The sequence below is a fragment of the Iodidimonas sp. MBR-22 genome (assembly GCF_029946565.1).
Taxonomy (GTDB): Bacteria; Pseudomonadota; Alphaproteobacteria; order Sphingomonadales; family Rhodothalassiaceae; genus Iodidimonas; species Iodidimonas nitroreducens.
Genome location: NZ_JARKVQ010000005.1, coordinates 42382 through 63092 on the forward strand (window position 1 = coordinate 42382; position 20711 = coordinate 63092).

The 20711-nt window shown below is 58.0% G+C and carries 18 protein-coding genes; 11 read left to right on the plus strand and 7 right to left on the minus strand.

Features of this window, described 5'->3' with window-relative positions; genetic code table 11:
• Positions 1-95: 95 nt before the first annotated feature.
• From QK300_RS05325 to QK300_RS05355, 7 genes are all read left to right on the plus strand, one after another.
• The gene (locus QK300_RS05325) at positions 96-1538 is read left to right on the plus strand and encodes an MATE family efflux transporter (protein ID WP_281300766.1); all 1443 of its coding nucleotides are present in this window, start codon (positions 96-98) and stop codon (positions 1536-1538) included.
• Positions 1539-1665: 127 nt separating this feature from the next.
• Complete coding sequence (locus tag QK300_RS05330) at positions 1666-2832, plus strand: phosphoserine transaminase (RefSeq protein WP_281300765.1); 1167 nt, start codon at positions 1666-1668, stop codon at positions 2830-2832.
• Positions 2833-2987: 155 nt separating this feature from the next.
• Positions 2988-4565 carry a phosphoglycerate dehydrogenase gene (gene serA, locus QK300_RS05335; RefSeq protein WP_281300764.1) on the plus strand — a complete coding sequence of 526 codons (1578 nt, stop codon included), beginning with the start codon at positions 2988-2990 and terminating at the stop codon, positions 4563-4565.
• Between the two features lie 68 nt (positions 4566-4633).
• Positions 4634-5857, plus strand: a complete 1224-nt coding sequence (locus QK300_RS05340) for an ATP phosphoribosyltransferase regulatory subunit (protein ID WP_281300763.1) — start codon at positions 4634-4636, stop codon at positions 5855-5857.
• Between the two features lie 6 nt (positions 5858-5863).
• The gene (locus QK300_RS05345) at positions 5864-7153 is read left to right on the plus strand and encodes an adenylosuccinate synthase (protein WP_281300762.1); all 1290 of its coding nucleotides are present in this window, start codon (positions 5864-5866) and stop codon (positions 7151-7153) included.
• A gap of 115 nt (positions 7154-7268) precedes the next feature.
• Positions 7269-9431 (plus strand): hypothetical protein, encoded by a 2163-nt coding sequence (locus QK300_RS05350; RefSeq protein ID WP_281300761.1) that lies wholly within the window; start codon positions 7269-7271, stop codon positions 9429-9431.
• Entirely contained in the window at positions 9432-9962 is a 531-nt protein-coding gene (locus QK300_RS05355) for a hypothetical protein (RefSeq protein ID WP_281300760.1), read from the plus strand.
• 17 nt (positions 9963-9979) lie between these two features.
• Here the strand turns inward: QK300_RS05355 and rpoH are convergent, their stop codons facing one another.
• Together rpoH and QK300_RS05365 are read right to left on the minus strand one after the other, a co-directional pair.
• Entirely contained in the window at positions 9980-10885 is a 906-nt protein-coding gene (rpoH, locus tag QK300_RS05360) for an RNA polymerase sigma factor RpoH (protein ID WP_348651832.1), read from the minus strand.
• A gap of 130 nt (positions 10886-11015) precedes the next feature.
• On the minus strand, positions 11016-12053 hold the full coding sequence (locus tag QK300_RS05365; RefSeq protein WP_281300758.1) for an RluA family pseudouridine synthase: 1038 nt from the start codon (positions 12051-12053) through the stop codon (positions 11016-11018).
• A gap of 23 nt (positions 12054-12076) precedes the next feature.
• Between QK300_RS05365 and QK300_RS05370 the strand changes: the two genes are divergently transcribed.
• Both QK300_RS05370 and QK300_RS05375 read left to right on the plus strand, forming a co-directional pair.
• Entirely contained in the window at positions 12077-12382 is a 306-nt protein-coding gene (locus tag QK300_RS05370) for a hypothetical protein (protein ID WP_281300757.1), read from the plus strand.
• Entirely contained in the window at positions 12352-12840 is a 489-nt protein-coding gene (locus QK300_RS05375) for a M67 family metallopeptidase (protein WP_281300756.1), read from the plus strand. Before QK300_RS05370 ends, QK300_RS05375 begins: the two co-directional genes overlap by 31 nt.
• A 16-nt stretch (positions 12841-12856) precedes the next feature.
• Here QK300_RS05375 and pyk read toward each other — a convergent pair whose 3' ends face one another.
• Complete coding sequence (pyk, locus tag QK300_RS05380) at positions 12857-14320, minus strand: pyruvate kinase (RefSeq protein ID WP_281300755.1); 1464 nt, start codon at positions 14318-14320, stop codon at positions 12857-12859.
• Between the two features lie 110 nt (positions 14321-14430).
• On the opposite strand from pyk, the gene QK300_RS05385 reads away from it, so the two are divergent.
• Positions 14431-15180, plus strand: coding sequence for an N-formylglutamate amidohydrolase (locus tag QK300_RS05385; RefSeq protein ID WP_281300754.1), 750 nt, complete (start codon positions 14431-14433; stop codon positions 15178-15180).
• On the opposite strand, the gene QK300_RS05390 is transcribed toward QK300_RS05385, so the two are convergent.
• On the minus strand, positions 15167-15781 hold the full coding sequence (locus QK300_RS05390) for a DUF1134 domain-containing protein (RefSeq protein WP_281320824.1): 615 nt from the start codon (positions 15779-15781) through the stop codon (positions 15167-15169). The two genes, QK300_RS05385 and QK300_RS05390, sit on opposite strands and share 14 nt — an antisense overlap.
• Positions 15782-16049: 268 nt before the next feature.
• Here QK300_RS05390 and QK300_RS05395 point away from each other — a divergent pair, with 268 nt between their 5' ends.
• Positions 16050-17675, plus strand: a complete 1626-nt coding sequence (locus QK300_RS05395) for a long-chain-fatty-acid--CoA ligase (RefSeq protein WP_348651833.1) — start codon at positions 16050-16052, stop codon at positions 17673-17675.
• Positions 17676-17807: 132 nt separating this feature from the next.
• On the opposite strand, the gene QK300_RS05400 is transcribed toward QK300_RS05395, so the two are convergent.
• From QK300_RS05400 to shc, 3 genes are read right to left on the minus strand one after another with little or no spacing between them, the layout of a single operon-like run.
• A complete protein-coding gene (locus QK300_RS05400; RefSeq protein WP_281300751.1) occupies positions 17808-18500 on the minus strand; it encodes a haloacid dehalogenase type II in 693 nt (230 codons plus the stop codon).
• A 38-nt stretch (positions 18501-18538) separates the two neighbouring features.
• Positions 18539-18769, minus strand: a complete 231-nt coding sequence (locus QK300_RS05405; RefSeq protein ID WP_281300750.1) for a DUF2842 domain-containing protein — start codon at positions 18767-18769, stop codon at positions 18539-18541.
• Positions 18770-18794: 25 nt separating this feature from the next.
• A complete protein-coding gene (gene shc, locus QK300_RS05410; RefSeq protein ID WP_281300749.1) occupies positions 18795-20705 on the minus strand; it encodes a squalene--hopene cyclase in 1911 nt (636 codons plus the stop codon).
• Positions 20706-20711 lie beyond the last annotated feature (6 nt).

Genomic DNA, 20711 nt, shown 5'->3' on the forward strand with positions numbered 1-20711 from the left:
CCGGCACGCGCAAGAGCATAAAGGCGCAGGGCACGCTGTCGCCATCCCGTTTTTGGCGGGTGCGTGGCGACGGGGCAGAGGACCATTAAAGGATCATGGATAGCACAAAACACGAAACACCAGCACCCGCTTCACCGGAAAGCCCTGCTGAAAATGCAGGAGAAACCCCTGATCTGAACTGGGTGCAATGGCGTTTGAGGCGGCATCTCACCGAATTGCTGCGCCTGTCGGCCCCGGCGATGGCCACCCGGCTTGGCATATTGGCGCTGGGTTTTGTGGATACGGTGATGGTCAGCCGCTATGCCACCGCCGAACTCGCCTGGCTGTCTTTGGCCAATCGGTCGGTGATCTCGTTTCTGCTGGTGGTGGCCATCGGTCTGTTGATGGGGGTGATCGTGTGCACGGCTTCGGCCTATGGTCGGGGCGATGAAGCCGAATGTGGCCGGGTGTGGCGGCGGTCGATGCCTTATGCTTTGTGGATCGGCGGCATCATGCTGCTGTTATCCCTGCCTGCGCATTTTTGGATGCGGCTTTTGGCTGCCGATCCGGTGATCGCGGCGCAATCGGCGGATCTGGTGATCATTTTGGGGCTGGGCCTGCCCGCGCATCTGATCTTTTTCTGCTGCACCGGCTTTTTGGAAGGCATCAGAAAACCGATCATCCCGATGCTGGCGCTGATCGGGGCCAATGGCGTCAATGTGTTTTTGAATTATGGGCTGATCTATGGCCATTATGGCTTTCCGGAACTGGGGGCGGCGGGATCGGCCATCACCTCCACTTCAGTGCGCTGGGTGCTCGCCTTCATGCTTTTGGGCTATTTATGGTATGCCCCGGCGATGCAGCGCTTTGGCCTGCGCCGCCCCCATGGCCTATCTTGGCGCGATTGGGCCCATCAGCGTACCATCGGCTATGCCTCGGCGGTCAGCATCGGGGCCGAGGTGGGGGCTTTTTCCGGGCTTGTGGTGATTGCGGAAAAACTGGGGGCTTTAAGCCTTGCCGGGCAGGAAATCGTGTTCAATGTGCTGTCTTTGCCTTTCATGGTGGCGGTGGGCATTGGTTCGGCCACGGCGGTGCGGGTGGGGATTTCCCATGGGCGCGGCGATCCTCTCGATACCGCCCTTGCGGGGTGGACGGGGCTTTTCCTGTCATTTCTGCTGATGGCGGCGGCGGCTTTGGTGATCCTTGCCGTTCCCGAATGGATCTATGCCCTTCATTCCGATGATAAGCTACTGGCGGCGATCACCATTCCGGCGATCATCTTCGTGGCTTATGTCACCATTTTCGATGGCGGGCAGGCGGTGATTTCCATGGGTTTGCGCGGTTTGGGGGAAACCTGGTGGCCCACCGCCATTCAGGGCGTGGCTTATCTGGGGTTGATGCTGCCCTTGTCATGGTTTTTGGCGGTGGAATGGGATCGCGGCCTGATCGGATTGCTGGAAGCCACCCTCATTGCCAGTATTTTTTCGGTGATCGTGCAGTCGATCCGCTTCTGGTGGCTGACCGGGCGGGAAAAAGCCTTTGAAAGCAGTGCCGGATAAATTCATGCGGGGTTTTTCTTCGCAAGATCACATATTTCAATTGACAAGCTGTTTTTGATCCTTAGTTTCCCCGGTGGGCCACGCCTCCCCAATGAGGCGCGCGCTCTCTGTAAGGAGAGGAAACAGAATGAAACCGACGAACCGTCCTGCGCGTCCCCTGTTTTCATCAGGGCCTTGCGCCAAACGGCCGGGATGGACGCCCGCCGCTCTTGCCGATGCACCCATTGGCCGTTCCCACCGTTCTGCTGTCGGCAAGAAAAAGCTTGCCGCTGCCATTGAAAAAACCCGTGAAATCTTGGGCATTCCCGCTGATTATCAGATCGGCATCGTTCCCGGCTCCGATACCGGTGCCGTTGAACTGGCGATGTGGAATGTTCTGGGGGCCCGCCCGGTCGATCTGGTGGCATGGGAAAGCTTTGGCGAAGGTTGGGTGACCGATGCGGTCAAGCAGCTTCGCCTCTCAGATACCCGGGTGCTGACCGCCGATTATGGCCAGATCGTTGATCTGTCGCAGATCGATCCGCGCCATGATGTGGTTTTTACATGGAATGGCACGACCTCGGGCGTGCGCGTACCCCATGGCGATTGGATCGCCGATAATCGCGAGGGGCTGACCATCTGCGATGCCACCTCGGCGGCTTTTGCCCAGCATCTGCCTTGGTCAAAGCTCGATGTCACCACCTTTTCATGGCAAAAGGTGCTGGGCGGGGAAGCCGCCCATGGGATGCTGGTTTTATCCCCCCGCGCGGTCGAACGCCTGCGCAGCTATACGCCCTCCTGGCCCCTGCCGAAGATTTTCCGCATCAAAAAGGGCAATGATCTCAATGCCGGGATCTTCAAGGGTGAAACCATCAATACGCCCTCGATGTTGTGTGTTGAAGATTATCTCGATGCCCTTGCCTGGTCGGAATCGATCGGCGGGCTGGATGCCCTGATTGCGCGGGCCGATGCCAATCTGGCGATTGTCGCAGATTGGGTATCGCGCACCGATTGGGTGGATTTTCTGGCTGCCGATGCCGCGATCCGCTCCAACACCTCGGTGTGTTTATCGATCATCGATCCCTGGTTTATCGCCCTTGATGGCGATCAGCAGGCATCTTTGGCGAAGGCCATTGCGGCGATCCTCGATCGCGAAGGCGTAGCCTTTGATATCGGCGGCTATCGTGATGCCCCCCCCGGCCTGCGCATCTGGTGCGGGGGCACGGTTGAAGCATCGGATCTAAAAGCTCTGATGCCCTGGCTGGATTGGGCCTATGCCACGGTGAAGGCGCAAGCGGGTGATGATCAGGGCTGAGTGCCCCCCGTTGCTGATGAAAGTCGCCTATGATCGGGCCTAACGGCCCAAGTCGTTCATGATCGGGCCAAAGGCCCGGTCAGCAAAGATTAAACCCTGATATTTGATCACATTGTGTGGCGCCCCCATGGCAGCCGCCTATAAAGGATGAACCCATGCCTAAAGTTTTGATTGCTGATAAAATGAGCCCTCGGGCGGCGGAGATTTTCCGTGAACGTGGGGTTGAGGTTGATGAAAAGCCCGGTCTCGATAAGGATGAATTGGCCGCGATCATCGGGCACTATGATGGCCTTGCCGTGCGCTCATCCACCAAAGCCACGGCAAAGCTTCTGGAAGCCGCCGGTAATCTGAAGGTCATCGGCCGGGCCGGGATCGGGATCGATAATATCGATCTGGCGGCCGCCACCAATCATGGCATCGTGGTGATGAACACGCCTTTTGGCAATTCCATCACCACCGCCGAACATGCCATTGCGATGATGTTTTCGCTGGCCCGGCAGATCCCCGATGCCAATGCCTCAACCCATGCGGGCAAATGGGAAAAATCGGGCTTCATGGGGGTGGAACTCGCCGGGAAATCCCTTGGGATCGTGGGTTGTGGCAATATCGGCTCCATCGTTGCCGATCGCGCCCAGGGCTTGAAAATGCGGGTGCTGGCCTTTGATCCATATCTTTCAGCCGAGCGGGCCAAGGAAATGGGTGTCACCAAGCTTGAATTGGATGAGGTGCTCAAGCGCGCCGATTTCATCACGCTCCACACGCCGCTCACCGATAAAACCCGCAATATCATCGATGAACGGGCTTTGGGCCTGATGAAAAAAGGGGCACGGATCATCAATTGCGCCCGGGGCGGGCTGATCGATGAAGCGGCTTTGAAAAAAGCCCTGGAAAGCGGCCATATCGCCGGGGCGGCCCTTGATGTGTTTGCTCAGGAACCGGCCACCGATAATCCGCTGTTCGGCACGCCCAATCTGATCGCAACCCCGCATCTGGGGGCATCCACCACCGAAGCGCAGGTGAATGTGGCCATTCAGGTGGCGGAACAGATGGCGGATTATCTCCTCACCGGCGGGGTGACCAATGCCCTCAATATGCCCTCCATGACCGCCGAGGAAGCCCCCCGGCTTCAGCCCTATATGGCTTTGGCGCGGCAGATCGGCGGCTTTGCCGGGCAGCTCACCCGCAATGGGGTGACCAAAGTCACCATCGAATATGAAGGCCATGTGGCAGGCCTCAATACCCGCCCATTAACAGCAGTGGTGCTGGAAGGGCTTTTAAAGCCCATTCTGGAATCGGTGAATATGGTCAATGCGCCGGTGATTGCGCGGGAACGCGATATCGATGTATCGGAAGTGGTGCATGAACGTGAAGGCGATTATCACACCCTGATTCGCCTGACCGTGACCACCGATGCCCAGACCCGGACCGTTGCCGGAACCCTGTTTTCGAATCGGGCGCCGCGGATCGTTGAGGTGCATGGGGTGTCGCTCGAAGCCGAGCTTTCCGATCATATGCTTTATATCATCAATGATGATCGGCCCGGCTTTGTGGGGGCGCTGGGGGCCACTTTGGGCAAATATGATCTCAATATTGCCACCTTCAATCTTGGCCGATCACAAAAGGGCGGTTATGCAGTCGCTTTGATTGCCGTGGATCAGGAAATTTCCAAAGAGATGCTCGACGCGGTGCTTGCACTGGATTATGTCCAGCAGGCAACGTGTCTTCGCTTTTAAAGGCAAGCGCGCCAGAGCTGTTCTGATCAATGGCCTGAGCTGTTCTGATCAATGGAGAGTGGATCATCATGACTGCGCCCAACCGAGCCCCACGCGCCTTGTTGCCCGAAGGCTTGCGCGATGATCTGCCGCCCTGGGCGGAATATGAAGCGCAGATGGTGGATCGGCTGATGGCGGTGGCAGCCCAGCATGGCTATCGACGGGTTGCCCCGCCTTTGGTTGAATTTGAAGACAGCCTTTTGGCGTCCTCCGCTGATCAGCGCGCCCATTTTCCCGATCATGCCAAGGCACGGATGGCCGAACGGGCGCAATCCATGTTTCGGCTGCTCGATCCGGTGAGCCAGAAAATGATGGCCGTGCGCTCGGATATGACCTTGCAGGTGGCGCGCATTGCCACCGCCCGAATGGGGGCATGGGGGCGGCCCTTGCGCCTGTCTTATGCGGGCCATGTTTTACGGGTGAAGGGCACCCAATTGCGCCCGGCCCGGCAATTTCGGCAGGCGGGGGTGGAATTGATCGGCTCTCGCAGCCTGGCGGCTGATCTTGAAATCATCGCGCTGGCCACTCTGGCTTTGCGCGATCTGGGGATTGCCGGGCTTTCGGTCGATCTGGTTTCCCCCACATTGGTGTCGGCGATTGCCCGGCAATTGGGGCTTGATGATGCTGCCGCCCATGAAGCCCGCCGGGCGCTGGATGCAAAAGATGCGGGGGCCCTGGCCGATTTCGATGATGAAGCGCGCGGCCTTCTCACCGATCTGATGGCGGTGGCGGGATCAGCGGTCGAGGCCCTTGGGCGCCTCGATGCCTTGCCTTTATCGGGCGAGGCGGCGGTGATCCGCGATAATCTGGGTGATCTGGCCCGGGCCGTTTCTGATGGCATCGATGATCTGGCGGTGACCATCGATCCCGGTGAAAGCCGGGGCTTTGAATTTCAAACCGGGGTGGGCTTTGCTTTTTTTGCCGCGCATGTCTCGGGCGAACTGGGCCGTGGCGGCCGTTATGAGGTGATCGCCCCCGATGGCCGCGAGGAAAGCGCCGTGGGCTTTTCCATGTATCTCGATAGCCTGTTGCGGGCGGTGCCGGAACCAACGGAAAAGCCGCGCATCTACCTTCCTTTCGGAACCGAAATGGCTGATGCCCAGCGCCTGCGGGTCGTGGGTTGGCGAACGGTGCAGGGTTTGGAGCCGGTGGATGATATCATTGTGCAGGCTGGCCTTGAAGGCTGCTCGCATGTCTATGAAAACGGATTGGCCCGGTCTCTTGATGATCGCACGCCACTGAGTGAGGAGTAACGGACGATGGCCAATGTCGTGGTGACGGGTTCGCAATGGGGCGATGAAGGAAAAGGCAAGATCGTTGATTGGCTGAGCGAACGCGCCGATGTGGTGGTGCGTTTTCAAGGGGGCCATAATGCCGGCCATACGCTGGTCATCAATGGGGTTGTCTATAAATTATCTTTGCTCCCCAGCGGCATTGTGCGTTCGGGAAAAATCTCGGTGATCGGCAATGGGGTGGTGATCGATCCCTGGGCGCTTAGGGATGAAATGGCGCGCCTGCGCGGGCAGGGTGTGGAGATTTCGCCCGATAATCTTAAAATCGCGGAAAACGCCACCCTGATCCTACCCTTTCATCGCGAGCTTGATGCCCTGCGCGAAGATGCAACATCGGGCGTGAAAATCGGCACCACAAGGCGCGGCATTGGCCCTGCCTATGAAGATAAAGTGGGCCGCCGGGCTTTGCGGATGTGCGATCTGGCGGATCGCAAGGCGGTGGAAACCCGCCTCGATGGCCTGCTCACCCATCATAATGCCCTGCGCGCCGGATTGGGGGCCGAAGGCATTGATAAAGCCGCCCTCGCCGATGATCTGATGGCCATTGCGGGGGAAATTCTGCCCTATCTGGCGCCGGTGTGGCGCACCTTGGCCGAGGCCCGGGCGGCAGGAAAGCGGGTTCTGTTTGAAGGGGCACAAGGCCAGATGCTCGATGTGGATCATGGCACTTATCCCTTTGTCACCTCATCCAATACCGTGGCGGGGCAAGCCGCAGGTGGTGCCGGTGTGGGGCCGGGCAGCCTCGATTATGTTTTGGGGATCACCAAGGCCTATACCACCCGCGTGGGATCGGGGCCTTTTCCCACGGAATTATTCGATGATGTGGGCCGCCGATTGGGCGAACGGGGCCGCGAATTCGGCACGGTCACCGGGCGATCGCGCCGCTGTGGCTGGTTTGATGCGGTGCTCGTGCGTCAGGCGGTTCAGATCGGAGGCATCGATGGCATTGCCCTGACCAAGCTTGATGTGCTCGATGGTCTGGATGAAGTGAAAATCTGCATCGGCTATCAGCTGAATGGAAAGAGGCTCGATTATCTGCCTTCCGATATGGAAGGTCAGGCGGCCGTGGAGCCGGTTTATGAATCCCTTGAAGGCTGGTCGGAAAGCACCGAAGGGGCGCGGAGCTGGGGCGATCTGCCCGCCACAGCGGTGAAATATGCCCGGCGGATCGAGGAACTGATCGGCGCTCCGGTGGCCATGCTGTCCACAAGCCCCGAGCGCGATGATACGATCCTGATGCGCGATCCCTTCCAATAAAAGGCCTTATCGAAGGGGGCCTGTTTCCCTCGTAAAATCAGCGCAGGTTAACGCGTATTTAAGGGCCATTGGGTTTAAATCGGGATTAAATGATGATCCTGGTGAATAAAGCCCCATGGCCGAAGCAAATCTGCAAATCAGAAAAGATAAAATCCCGGGCCCATCCGCCGGGAAAGCTTCGGTTGAAGGCGGGGTCAAAGCCCCTCGATCAGCAGAAGATACGCCCGATGAAAAGGCTGATGATCAGGCACATGAAAAGGCAGGCGGGGATGGGCAGGGATCATCTGCCACCACACTTTTGGATGGTCGTTATAAAATCAATCTTGATCGGCCTTTGGTCTGGCTCAGCAGCCCTTGCGCCGATGCCTATTCGGTAACCGATATCAAGGATCATGCGGCCAGCTTTTATGCCCTGATCATGCGGCCCGGCACCACCCATCGGGACGATGTGCTGGATGCTCTATTGAAAGCACCTACCACCAGTCTTCTCAATCCGGTGCGCAAACAGATCATGCGTCCGGTTCCCAAAGGGCCTGAACGTCTGGTGATCATGGTGCAGGCCCCCACCGGGCCATCTTTGAGCGAAGTGGCGGCCAAGAATGTCATCAGTGGCCATCATTTGCGCAAATATGTCATTCCCTCGCTCATTCAGGCGCTATCGGCCCTGCACGCCCGGGGCATCCCCCATCGCGCCATTCGCCCCGATAACATCTTTTTCACAAGTTCCGGGCTTGAAGATGTGGTTTTGGGGGACTGTTTCAGCGCCCCCCCCGCAGCGGCGCAACCGACGCATTTCGAACCGCTGGAACGATCTTCGGCAGATAGTCTGGGGCGGGGCGAGGGCAGTTTGCACTGCGATCTCTATGCCTTGGGGGCAACCTTATTGTCGTCCCATATCGGGCGCTTGCCGGATGCGGTGAAGGATCAGGACAAGATGTTTGCGGCCCGCATGGGTCAGGGATCGTTCTGGGCCCATGCCGCAGGGGTCGAGGTTCCGGGTGTGATTGGTAATCTTTTGCGCGGTCTGCTCAATGATGATCAGGAAGAACGCTGGACCCTGAAAGAAGTGCGGGCCTGGGCGGAATCGACCATGCCCAATCGCCGCTCGGTGAATGTGTTATGGACCTTTGCCCGGCCGGTCACTTTTCGCCGGATAAGCTATTCTGATCGGCGGCTTCTCGCCCGCGATTTCGCCCGCAATCCCCTGGATGCCGCGATTTTTTTGCGACAGATCGATTTTGTGTCCTGGGCGCAGAATATGATCACCACCGAGCTTTTCAGCGAAAAATTTGAAAAGCTGATCGATGTTCGGCGGGAAGGCGATCTATCGAGCGGGCGGCATGGGGATCATGCTTTGGTGGCGCGGGCCTGTGCCTATCTCGATCCCATGGGGCCCTTGCGCTATCGCGGCATGTCGGTTTGTCTCGATGGAATCGGGCCAGCGATGGTCGATGCCTTTCATGCCGAAGATGAAACCCGCCAAGCCATCGTTTCGCATATTTTCGATAATAATGTGCTGCCAGCTATCGTTGAAATCACCCTTGATCGCAATCCCGCCGCCAATGCTTTGCAGATCGAATTGAGGCAGGCGGTGGATATGATGCGCCGGAATAAAGGCCGGATGGGGCTTTTGTGCATTTTATATAAGATGAACCCCAGCCTGCAATGCCTAAGCCCGCGCTTGAAGGATTATTGGATCACCTCGCCTAGGCGGTTGCTGATGGTTCTCGATCATGTGGCGAAAAACAGCTCCGAGCTATCGCCTTTGCTGGATGAGCATGTTCTGGCCTATTTCTGCGCCCATACCGAACAGGCCGAACGCTATGTGCGCCGCCTTGATATCAGCCGCCGGGATCCCGTGCAATTGATGGCGGCGGTGGCGGATCTTCTGGCCTTTTTGCAAAGCAAGCTGAAGGCGGGATTGCTGGTCAATCTCAGCGAACATCTGGTGAAAAGCCTGAAACCATTGGCGAACACCCTGAAAAGCCGCACCCGCCGCCGCATGGTGGTAGAGCGTTTGGATGAACTGGCCAAAACCGGCGATCTGGGCAGGCTCACCGCGATCATTGATCTGGCGCATCTGAAAATGGTGGATTATCGGGGTTTTTCCGAAGCGAAAAACAAGGTTTTTCATCTGGAACAGGCGATGAAGCGCCTGCGGCGTGGGGTGAAGCCATCGGATAAAGGGGCCCGTTTGGCAGGCTTTCGGGCGGCATCGGCGCTGGGCTGGCTGGTGGTTTTGATCACCATCACCATTTTATCATTGCAGGCGCAATAAATGGCCAAAAAACCGACATCACCCAAAAAAACCAAAACAGGGGCAAAAAAAGCCTCGGCCCGGGGGGCGGGCGGCAAACGCTATGGCGGCGGCGGGCGGCTCATTGCTTATATGGCTTTTGCCGGGATGCTGTTCACGGCTCCACCGATTGCGGCTTTGCTGATCATCGGCCTGTTGCCCACATTGGTGCTGCTGTTGGCGGATGTGACGCCCGAGCGGGGGATCAGGCTCAATGCCATGTTTGCGTTCAATCTTTCGGGGGTTTTGCCCTATCTGGTGAAAATGTGGGAAGCGGGCCCCAGCTTCGTGATGCTGATGGAGATTCTCACGGACCTGATGGCCTGGACGGTGATGCTGGGGGCTGCGGGGGCGGGGGCTGCGCTTTTATGGGTTTGCCCGGTGATAACCGCAGGCATCCAGCATTATCTCAATCAGGGCCACGCAGAACGCTTGGGCGAACAGCGTAAGGCCATGATCAGGGAATGGGGGGAGGGCGTCTCTTCTTTGGAAGAACGCCCCGCCGAGACTTAAGGGGTCACGACCCTCGTTCAGGCCACAGGCTGATGATCGATTTCGGCCGTGCCATAGTGCTTCAAGGCGGCATTGCGCATGGCCTTTTGCAGCTTTTCAAAGGCGCGCACCTCGATCTGGCGCACGCGCTCGCGGCTGATATCATAAACCTTCGATAAATCTTCCAGGGTCATCGGATCATCTTTCAGCCGCCGCTCGGTAAGGATATGGCGTTCCCGCTCGTTCAGGCTTTTCATCGATTCCAGCAGCATGAGCCGGCGATCATCAAGCTCTTCGCTTTCGGCATAGCGGCTTTCCTGATCGGGGGTATCATCCACCAGCCAATCCTGCCATTCGCCATCGCCATCGGCGCGCATGGGGGCATTGAGGGAATGATCGCCTGCCGACATGCGGCGGTTCATCGAAATCACCTCATCATGGGTGACCCCAAGCTTGGTGGCGATATGCTCCACCTGTTCGGGGCGCATATCCCCTTCATCCATGGCCTGAATCTGCCCCTTCATCCGGCGCAGATTGAAAAACAGCTTTTTCTGGGCGGCGGTGGTCCCGATCTTGACCAAAGACCATGAGCGCAGAATATATTCCTGAATGGCCGCCCGGATCCACCACATGGCATAGGTGGCCAAACGAAAGCCTTTATCGGGATCAAAGCGCTTGACCGCCTGCATCATCCCCACATTGCCTTCGGAAATCAGCTCGGCCACCGGCAGGCCATAGCCGCGATAGCCCATGGCGATCTTGGCCACAAGGCGCAGATGGCTGGTCACCATGCGATGGGCGGCTTCGGAATCTTCATGCTCGGCCCAGGCTTTGGCCAGCATATATTCCTCATCGGGCTGGAGCATGGGAAATTTGCGAATTTCCTGTAAATAGCGCGTCAGGCTGCCTTCGGGGGAAAGGCTGGGAAGATTGATGTCGGCCATCATGTGGTCTCCTGATCTTGACAAGCGATCTTTCGCAGCTTTTGCCGCAGTCACTTGTTGATAACAGCCGGGATGAGCCCGGTTCTGTTTTATCCGCTCAACTGTCGATTTCTTATACACTGGAAAAACGTCAGGCGCTGCCAAAACGTTCCAAAAGACGTTCAAGATTGTCCATATCATATGGCAAAGGGCTGCTGAATTTCAAGAATTGGCCGTTTTCGGGATGGATGAAGCCCAGATCGGCGGCGTGCAGAGCCTGGCGTTTGAAGCTGCTGATCGCTTGGGTCAGCAGGGGAGGGGTGCGGGCAGGCGGGCGCAGGCTGCGGCCATAAAGCGCATCTCCGATCAGGGCGGTGCCGATATGGGCCATATGCACCCGTACCTGATGGGTGCGCCCGGTTTCAAGGCGACATTCCACTTTGGCGGCAAAAGGCGATCCCCCGGCCACCCACCATGCGGCCAACATCTGATAATGGGTGATGGCGTGTTTGCCGCCCCGCTCGACCACAGCCATTTTCTTGCGATTGACCGGATGGCGGCCAATGGCCCCCTCGATGCGCCCCGCCTGTGCCGGGGGATGGCCCCGGGTAAAGGCGATATAGCGCCGTTCCACATCATGGGCGGCAAATTGTGCGGCCAGCCCCTGATGGGCCTGATCGGTTTTGGCAACCACCAGAAGGCCGCTGGTATCCTTGTCGATCCGATGCACGATCCCGGGGCGGCGCACCCCGCCGATCCCCGAAAGGCTATCGGCGCAATGATAGAGCAGGGCATTCACAAGGGTGCCATCGGGCGCCCCGGGGGCGGGGTGCACCACCATGCCCACGGGCTTGTTGATCACGATCAGGGATTGATCTTCATACACGATATCAAGGGGAATATTCTGGGGCTGCGGCGTGGCGGCTTCGGGCTGCGGAAGATCGAGGCTGATCCGATCTTGCGGTTTGACGCTGGCCGAAGGGTTCAGTATCGTCTGCCCGTTCAAGGTAACGGCCCCGCTTTCGATCAGCCCCTTGATCCGCGAACGGGTGAGTTCGGCCACATGCGCGGTCAGCCAGCGATCAAGGCGATCCGGTGCCGATTGCGCATCGGCAATCCCGATGAAGCGGGTGTCGGCGCTGTCTGCTTCATCCTCAAGAAAATCCGGGGGCGGAAGGGGCGGTGTCATGGCAATCCTGATAGGGCTTTAAAATGCAAAAAAACGAAAAGGATCAGATCGGGGGCACAGACCATTCCCCTGTCGCCCAAACCGTCGCCCAAAGGGACGTTGATCGCCAGGACGCCAGCTTGTCCGATCATCAGCAGCGCAATCGGCGCGCCCTTAAAATCATGTTGGTGGTTTCAATCGTCACAGCCCTTGGGTTCGTGGGTTTGCTGGCTGCCATTCTTTACAAGATGATGGGGGATGGGGAAAGCCCCAGCGCGGCCCATTGGTCATCTTCCCAAGCGGGGGAAGTCGCACGGCCATGGGATGGCGGCGATCCCGGCTGGTTATGAACCGCCTTCAGCTTGGCTCGCATCTTCTGGCGCAGATCGAGGATGCCGCCCGCGCCGCCGCCCCGATGGAATGTTGCGGCCTGTTGATCGGGGTGGGGCGCAGGGTCACAAGGGCGGTGGCCTCAGCCAACAAGGCGGCAGAGCCCAACCGGTTCGAGCTGGATGCCCGGGTGCATCTGCGCTGGCAGCGGGATCTCAGGGGGCGGGATGAACAGATCATCGGGATTTATCATTCCCATCCGGGCGGGCTGGCCCGGCCATCATCCACCGATCTGGCCGCGGCCATTTATCCCGGCTGGATCTGGCTGATCACGGCCCTCTCGCCAAATCCGGCGAAAAAGGCGGGTTCGGCTGCGGCCATGGGGCAGGACGCCTGTGTGACCACCGCTTGGCTTCACCGGCCCGAAGGGTCTTTCGAGCCGGTGGAGATCAGCCTGATTGATGGCCGCTTAGAGTAAGCGCAAAAACCGGGGATCATTCCCAGCCCTTAAGCTCATCCCCGGAAATCCAGGCCAGATGCAGCACATTGGTGGCCCCGGGGGTTCCAAAAGGCACACCTGCGGTGATGGCAATGCGATCCCCGCCGCTGACGAATTTATAGCGCAGAGCCATGCGCTTCGCCTTTTGATACATTTCCTCGAAACTATCGACATCGCGGGTTTTCACGGCGAATAATCCCCACACGATGCACAGCCTGCGGGCCACCCGTTCATTGGGGGTCAGCGCCATGATCGGCACGGAAGGCCGCTCGCGGGCGGCGCGCAGAGCCGTTGCCCCTGATGAGGTGAAGGTGACGATGGCTTTCGCCCCCACCGTTTCGCTCACCTGCCGGGCGGCGGCGGAAATGGCATCTTCTGCGGTGGCATGGGGCGTAAAGGTTTTGGCCAGCAGGCGACTTTGGCCACGATCCCCTTCTTCTTTCACCGCGACCTTGGCCATCACGGTGACCGCTTCGATGGGATAATCCCCCACCGCCGATTCCGCCGACAGCATGATGGCATCTGCCCCATCATGCACGGCATTGGCCACATCCGAGACCTCGGCGCGGGTGGGCACCGGGGATTTGATCATCGATTCCAGCATCTGGGTGGCCACCACCACGGGCTTGCCCATTTCGCGGGCAGCGCGGATGATCTTGCGCTGGGCGCCGGGCACATCTTCAACCGGCAATTCCACGCCCAGATCGCCGCGTGCCACCATCACCGCATCGGCCAGTTCAACGATGGCTTCGATCCGGTCCACAGCGCTGGGCTTTTCGATCTTGGCCAGAACACCGGCGCGCCCGGCCACGATCTTTTTCGCTTCGGCCACATCTTCGGGGCGCTGCACAAAGGAAAGCGCCACCCAATCCACATTCTGATCAAGGGCAAAATCCAGATCGCGCAGATCCTTCGGCGTCAGCGCCGCCATGGGCAAAACGGCATCGGGCACATTCACGCCCTTGCGATTGGAAAGCGTGCCGCCCACCTGCACCCGGGTGACGATGGCCTGATCGCGGCGCTCGATCACCTCGAGCCTGATTTTGCCATCATCCAAAAGCACCTGCATGCCCGGCTCTAAAACCTCGATGATTTCGGCATGGGGCAGATAAACCCGTTTGCCATCGCCCGGTTCATCAACCAGATCAAGGGTGAAACGCTGTCCTTTCTTGAGCAGGATCGAGCCTTCGGCAAAGGTGGCGATGCGCAATTTGGGGCCCTGCAGATCGGCCATGATCGCGATGGGTCGCTTGATCTTTTTCTCGATTGCCCGGATTCGCGCCACGATATCGGCCTTGTCGGCATGATCGCCATGGCTCATATTCAGGCGGAACACATCAACGCCCGTGTGCCAGAGCTTTTCCAGCATTTCGGCGCTTGATGAGGCAGGACCAACGGTTGCAATGATTCGCGTGCGGCGAAGGCTTCTGTTTTCGTTAGGGGAATGGCTCGATGACATGGGGTCTCGCGCTTCGGTGAGTGGACAGGAAAGAGTGAAGACCGATAGGCTTACCGATCAGACCGGAAAGGTCCAGACATAATCTTTACAATCGGATGCACATTTTTGCGATGATGGATGAACAAAAGGCGGCCCCGCATTTTTATCGACCCGAAGGCCGGGGCGGTGTGCTGATTTTATGCGATCATGCCAGTGCCCATATCCCTGATGATTATGAGGGGCTTGGCCTTGATCGCGCGGTGCTCTCCACGCATATCGCGGTGGATATCGGGGCGGCAGAGGTCAGCCTTTTGCTTGCTGATCTCCTTGATGCACCGGCTCTTCTGGCCCCGGTTTCGCGCCTTGTGGTGGATCTCAATCGCGATCCCGAAACCCAGGATCCCTGCCCCCCGATCAGCGATGGCATTCCCATTCCCGGCAATACGGCCCTTGATGAAGCGGCCCGCGCCGCCCGCCTTGATCGCTGGTTTCACCCCTATCACAAAGCCGCCGAAGATCAACTGGCGGGCATGATGGCGCGGGGCGAGCGGCCCATTGTCATCGGCCTCCACAGCTTTACCCCGGTGATGAAGGGGGAGCCGCGCCCGTGGCAGATCGGCTTTCTTTATGCAGGCGATGATCGCCTCTATCGGGCCATGCAGCCGAAACTGGCCAGCGATTGGGGCCTTGATGTGGGCGATAACCAGCCTTATTCAGGGGCCGAGCTTTATTATACCATGCACCGCCATGGGGAACGCCATGGCCTGATGCAGGCCACCATCGAAATCCGTCAGGATCTGATCGCCAACGCTGAAGGCCAAAGGCAATGGGCCGATATTCTGGCCCAAAGCCTGCGGCCGCTTTTACTCAAAAGGGATTGAAGGTGCTTTCCCGGGTGATTTTATAGGAGCCGATATTGGCCCCCGCCCGCAGGCCCACACCCAGCCGGATGGGGGCAATGATCACATCACCGCGCTGATGATAGGAAACCCCCAATCCGCCGATGAAGTAAAATTGCCCTTCTACCTGCGGAAAACGGCGATAGATATCGGCGGTATCATAAAGATTATAAACCAGCGTAAACACCTTGGCGGCATCGCCCCCCACATCAAAGCCGATGGATGGCCCGGTCCAGTGCACCGGCATGGCGCCTTCGATCTTGTGATGCAAGGTTCCATTGCCATAGCGCAGGCCCACGATCAGGGCACCCCCCGCTTCTTCGCCCGCGATATAGGCATTGGGCCGCCCCAGATCGGCGAAAATGGCTTCGATGATGCCGCCAAGGCCTTCGGCCCCTTCGCCGAACACATCTTTGCTGGCATCAAGGATCGTGCGCTGATCAAAGCTGTTATCATCGGTTTGCTGGGTTCTGTCGGTTCTTGGGGTCGCCCCATCATTGCTTGTCGAGGCGCAGGCAGACAGAAGGGCAAAAAACAGACCGATTGTGGCCCACCGCAAAGATGCGGGAACAGTCTTGATCATCATGTGAGCTTTCAGCATAAAATTCGCTTTGGATAAAAAGGGCGGAAAAGGTTTCAGACCCTAACATGTTTGCAGGAAGATGCGGCAGAAGTTTGGCACCCTTGGGCGGAGACGGGATGCAAGACATCACGCTATCCTCGCATCCCATCCTCGCAGCCCATCCTCACAGCAGTGGGAGGCCATGCGTGTTTCGATTGCGCCCTTTGGCCAAGTGCCTACAATCAGGCCCAAGGATCACAAGAATTGATGGATCAAGAAGGGGAGTATGATGCAAGGATTGATGCAGGATTGGCCGCTTTTGCAATCGAAATTGATCGACCATGCCGCACGGGCCCATCCCGAACGGGAAATTGTCACCTATTCCGTTGAAGGGCCGGTTCATCGCACCAATTACCGGGAATTGCATCTGCGATCAAAAAAATTGGCGCAGGCTTTGCAGCGCTTAGGGGTGGGGCTTGGGGATCGTGTGGGCACGCTGGCGTGGAACACATGGCGGCATGTGGAACTGTGGTTCGGGGTCTCGGGCATGGGGGCGGTGGCACATACCATCAATCCGCGCCTTTTTGCCGAACAGATCACCTATATCGCCAATCATGCCGGCGATAAGGTGCTCTGCCTTGATCTCACTTTCATTCCGCTGATCGAACCCCTGCTCGATCAGCTTCAAACCATCGAACATTTCATCATCATGACGGATCGGGCGCATATGCCCGCTGCCACCAAAATTCCCAATCCTTTGTGCTATGAAGATCTCATTGCCCATGAAGATGGGGCCTATCCATGGCCCGATCTGGATGAAAACACCGCCGCCGGGCTTTGTTATACATCCGGAACGACAGGCGATCCAAAAGGTGTTTTATATTCACATCGGTCGAATGTTTTGCATACCTTTGCCGCCGCCGCCACCGATACGCTGGGGGTCAGCGCCCGGGATGCGGTTTTGCCGGTGGTGCCGATGTTTCATGCCAATAGCTGGGGCGTGCCCTATCTGGCAGCGATGGTGGGGGCAAAGCTGGTGCTGAATGGCCCCCATCATGATCCCGAAACCATGTGGACCCTTCTGGATAGCGAACGGGTGAGTGTGACCGCTGCGGTGCCAACCGTGTGGCTGGCTTTGCTCACCTATCTGCGGGCCAGCGGCAAATCCTTGCCTTATCTCAAGAAGGTCACCATCGGCGGCTCGGCGGCCCCGCGTTCGATGATCGAAGCGTTCGAGCGCGATTATGATGTGCGGGTCTGCCATGCCTGGGGGATGACCGAATTAAGCCCATTGGGCACCGTGGGCACCCATAATGCCCAGACCGCCGAACTCGATTTCGATGGCCGGATGGATGTGCAGTGCAAGCAGGGCCGGGCTGTTTTTGGCGTTGAACTGCGCATCGTCGATTCTGAAGGTCATATCCTGCCCCATGATGGCAAGGCATCGGGGCATTTGCAGGTGCGCGGACCGTGGACGGCCAAAGCCTATTTCAATCGTGATGACGATATTCTTGATATGGATGGATTTTTCGATACCGGCGATGTCTCGCAAATCGATCCCTATGGCTTCATGCAGATCACCGATCGCTCGAAAGATGTGATCAAATCCGGAGGGGAATGGATCAGCTCCATCGATCTTGAAAATGCTGCCGTGGGCCACCCGGATGTGCGGGAAGCGGCGGTGATCGGGATCGCGCATCCCAAATGGGATGAACGCCCCTTGCTCATTATCGTGCCCGAACCGGGGAAAAGCATCAGCAAGGATGACATGCTGGCCTATCTGCACGGGCGGGTGGTGAAATGGTGGATGCCCGATGATGTGGTGTGCCGTGATAGCATCCCCCATACCGCCACCGGCAAAATCCATAAAATGGCCCTGCGTGAACAGTTCCGCGATTATCGCTTTCCGGGCTAGCTTTGCGGTCAATCTTTTTTTGCTGACCTCCGTCCGGCGCGGCGCAAGTTGATGACGTAAGTTATGAGCGCCGCGAACCGGCGTTCAAACCGGCGTTCAGGCCGGCGTTCAGGCCGGCGTTCAAACCAATGTTCAGGCCCCCAAAAGGGCGGGCAGGGCGCTGAGATCCCTGATGATATGATCGGGCCGGGCGGGCAAGCGTTCGATGGCATCATCATGACGATTGACCCAAATGGTTTTGAAGCCGAAAGCCGCGGCCCCGGCAATATCCCAACCATTCGAGGACACAAGGCACAGCCGGTGGCGATCAAGATGCAGGCGATCACAGGCCAGTTGATAAACAAGAGGGTGCGGCTTGAAAACGCCGGCATCGCGGGCCGAGATCAGGGCTTCGAAATGATCAATGATCGCGCAGGATGTCAAAACCGATGTCAGCATGGCGGGGCTGCCATTGGATAAAACGGCCCGGCGCAGGGCAAGGGATGCGGGCAAATCCGCCAAGGCGCACAAAGCAGGGGCCACATCATCAAAAGCCGAAAGCTTTTGATAGCTGGCCATCATTTTATCGCGCCAATCGCCGGGCAGGCCCAAGGCCGCCAGAGCATAATCAAGGGCATCTTGGGTGACATCGGAAAAATCGGCAGGGCGGTTCATCAGGCTGCGCAGCCAGCTATATTCAAGCTGCTTGCGTCGCCACAGATCGGCAAGTTCCCGCGCACCATCCCCAAGCTCTGCCTGCGTTTCCAGCAAAGCGCTATCATGATCGACCATGGTGCCGAAAACATCGAACAGGATTGCATCAACGGATAAAGCTCTGCTGGCCATGATGTGCTTCCTTTTGAAAAAGCTTCAGAACCGGCCGTTTAGCCCTTTTTATCGCTGCTGCTGCGGCCCTTGCCAATCCATCTGAGCAGCCAGCGCGCGGGCCACAGCCATAAAAGCCCGGCAAAGACATAAAAGGGTGTTTGCAGCCAAAGCGATGCCAAAGACAGATGCACCCCGATCTGGATGATCCCAAGGGCATAGATCACCAGCCCGAGCACCAGCCCCAAAATGCCCACAAGGCTGCGATAGGAGGCGCGTTCTAAAGCCATGATGTTTGTGCTGCCTGCTGTTGCATCACATGCCCCATTGCACGCTTTTATCATTGGATCGGCTCAACACCCGATAGCGCGACAGCGCCCAGATCGGGAAATAATGACTATAGCCATGATAGCGCAGATAAAAAACCCGGGGAAAGCCCACGGCATTATACCAGGGTTCTTCCCAGCGGCCATCCTTGGTGCGGGGATGATCCAAAAGCCAGCCAATGCCGCGGGCAACGCATTCGTCTTCGGTTTCGCCAGCGGCCATCAGGCCCAAAAGGGCCCATGATGTTTGGGAAGGCGTGCTGGGCGCGGGATCGCGTTTTTTGTCGTCATAATAGCTATCGCCCGATTCACCCCAGCCGCCATCGGGATTTTGCCGGACTTTCAGCCATTCCACGGCTTTGCGCACATAAGGTGCGGTCATATCCTCGCCCACGGCATTGAGCGCCGCCAGAACCGACCAGGTGCCATAGATATAATTGGTGCCCCAGCGCCCGTACCAGCAGCCATCGTCTTCTTGCAGCTTTTTGAGATAGGCAACACCGCGCGCTACGGCTTCATGGCTTTGATCATGGCCAAGCTGGCCCAAAAAGCTGAGGCAGCGGGCCGAAACATCCTCGGTGGGTGGATCGAGCAGGGCCCCATGATCGGCGAAGGGGATATGATTGAGATAATCATCATGATTATCGATATCGAACGCACCCCAGCCGCCATTGCTGCTTTGCATGCCGATGATCCATTCTTCGGCGCGATCAATGGCCTGCTTATAGCCGGGATCCTGAGTGCGATGCAAAGCCATGGCCACCACGGCGGTATCATCCACATCGGGATAATGATCATTGTTATATTGAAAAGCCCAGCCGCCGGGGCGCAGATCGGGGGCCTTCAGCGCCCAATCGCCCTTCACATCCAAAATCTGTTTGGACGCCAGCCAATCGCCTGCCGCTTTCACGGTTTCGCCCGCCGGGGCTTCCCCCGATTCGAGCAGGGCATGAAGGCTCAGGCTGGTATCCCAGATCGGCGACAGACAAGGCTGCACAAAGCTTTCGCCTTCGCCGTCCGTTACCAGCAGGCGGATCGATTCCTTGGCGGTGACCAGGGCTTCATGATCCTTGGGATAGCCCAAAGCCTCCATCGCCATCACCGAATTGGCCATAGCGGGGAAGATCGCCCCCAAACCATCCTCGCCATTCAGCCGTTCGGTAAAAAAGGCAAGCGCCCGCTCGATGGCTTTGCGGCGGGTTTTGGCGGGGAAATGCGGCTCCAGCTTTTGCAGGATTTTATCAAGCTGCAAAAAGGCCTTGCCGGTCCAGCGACCGGTGGGGTTCTGCTGCCAATCCCTGATCAATTCCGGGGGGGTGATAAATAATTCCCGGATATGGGTATCGGTGGGATTGATGGCCCGGGGCTTTAAGGCAGCCAAAATCAGCAGGGGCGCGATCACTGTGCGCGACCAATAGGAAAAACGCCACATATTGGCGGGAAACCAGCGAGGCATCAGCATCAGTTCCACCGGCATCACCGGCACCGCACGCCATGGCACTTCGCCAAACAAGGCAAGGGCATAGCGGGTAAATACATTGGTTTTTTCGGCCCCGCCCAGATTTTTGATCAGCGCCCGCGCTTTTTTCATATGCGGCGCATCGGGATCATCGCCGGTAAGCTTCAGGGCGAAATAGGCCTTGACGCTGGCGGAAATATCCGGCGCCCCCCCATGATAAAGCGGCCAGCCCCCGCCATCTTGCTGAATCGACCGGATATAGCGCGCCAGCTTTTGTTCCAGTTCGGGCTCGCGTTCATCCAGAAAATGATTGAGAAAGATATATTCCGCCGGAATCGTGGCATCGGCCTCCAGATCGAAAACCAGATGCCCATCCTTTTGCTGACGGGTTTTGAGCGTGGTCAGGGCGTCACCGATCACCTGATCAAGGCGATCATCCACGTTTGT